Here is a 1,377-nt window from a genome sequence, read left to right on the forward strand (position 1 = left end):
GGGCTTTAATGAGATGGTCAGCCTGACCGAAACAGCCCGATCGGCTTACGCTGATCGGGCTGTTTCCTTATGGGAGATCGTCATGGACACCATCTCGTTGATTGGAATCGATCTTGGCAAGCATTGCTTTCACCTGCACGCACAGTCCGCATCGGGCCACATGGTGTTGCGCAAGAAGCTGACGCGCAACCAGATGTTCACACTGCTTGCCCGTGTTCCGAGCTGCACGGTGGTCATGGAAGCCTGTGCCGGCGCTCACTGGGTCGCCCGTCGCCTCCAGGAACTTGGGCACCACCCGAAGCTGATATCCCCGCAGTTCGTCAAACCTTTCGTGCAAGGCAACAAGAATGACTTCGCCGACGCGCAAGCGATCTGCGAGGCCGCGTCACGTCCCAGCATGCGGTTCGTCAGTCCGCGCAACGAGGTGCAGCAGACGATCTCAGCGCTGCATCGGGTACGCGAAGCGCTGGTGCGCGACCGTACCGGCACGGTCAACCAGATTCATGCCTTTCTACTCGAGTTCGGCGTGAGCCTGCCCAAGGGGATGGGCGTCATCCGCCGACTTCCTGCCGTGCTGGCCTCGCATGATCTGCCGCCGCGACTAGTCGCGCTGCTCGAGCGTCTGCAGGCACATTTCAAGTACCTCGATGAACAAGTCGCGCAACTCGAAAGCGAATTGATCCGGCAACTGCGGGAGGACGAACGCAGCCAGCGCCTGTTGGAGATTCCCGGCATCGGCCCAATCACGGCCAGCGTGCTGGCAACCGAATTGGGCGACGCCCACCAGTTCGCTTGCGCTCGCCAGTTCGCCGCATCCATCGGGCTGGTTCCACGCCAATACAGTACCGGCGGCAAGCCCACGCTGCTGGGAATCAGCAAGCGCGGCGATAAGAATTTGAGGCGACTGTTAGTCCAGTGCGCGAGAGCGCTCATGCTGCACATCGAGCGGCACGCCGATCGCCTGGGGGCCTGGGTCCGCGACCTGCTGGCCCGACGGCATTCCAACGTGGTCGCTTGTGCGTTGGCCAACAAATTGGCGAGGATCGCCTGGGCCATCCTCGCCCGCGGAACACACTACCAAAGTGCTCAGGCTGTGGCCGCAGCCTGACTGTGCGCCGCCTACGTTACTCCCTCTGACCCAAGTCACTTCCTGGTTTTGCGACGCGAGATACGTGAAGACATAAACGGCTCAACGGCCGAGCAAGCAACCTGGCAAAGCAAATAGTATTCCGATACTGCGGCTTTTTTAAGGTTTGCCCGGCGCGGCTCTCATCATGGGGCGGGAACCTGTTCCCACAACGACCCCGGATAGATTTGCGCAAGCCCAATTTACGTCAACACCACCTCGCTTGCAAAAGTCAGGCTGACCATAGATTT

At 60.2% G+C, this 1,377-nt stretch carries 1 protein-coding gene; it reads left to right on the forward strand.

The genetic code is table 11. The features are described 5' to 3' along the window. The first annotated feature begins 82 nt into the window (after positions 1 to 82). Positions 83 to 1,108 (forward strand): IS110 family transposase, encoded by a 1,026-nt coding sequence (locus HDG32_RS35900; protein WP_184074570.1) that lies wholly within the window; start codon positions 83 to 85, stop codon positions 1,106 to 1,108. Positions 1,109 to 1,377: the final 269 nt, after the last annotated feature.

The sequence above is a fragment of the Paraburkholderia sp. CI2 genome (assembly GCF_014201055.1).
GTDB classification, from domain to species: Bacteria; Pseudomonadota; Gammaproteobacteria; order Burkholderiales; family Burkholderiaceae; genus Paraburkholderia; species Paraburkholderia tuberum.

Excerpts from the sequence above, each read along its gene's own strand:
- HDG32_RS35900 (WP_184074570.1), top strand. The coding sequence starts at position 83 with ATGGACACCATCTCGTTGATTGGAATCGATCTTGGCAAGCATTGCTTT.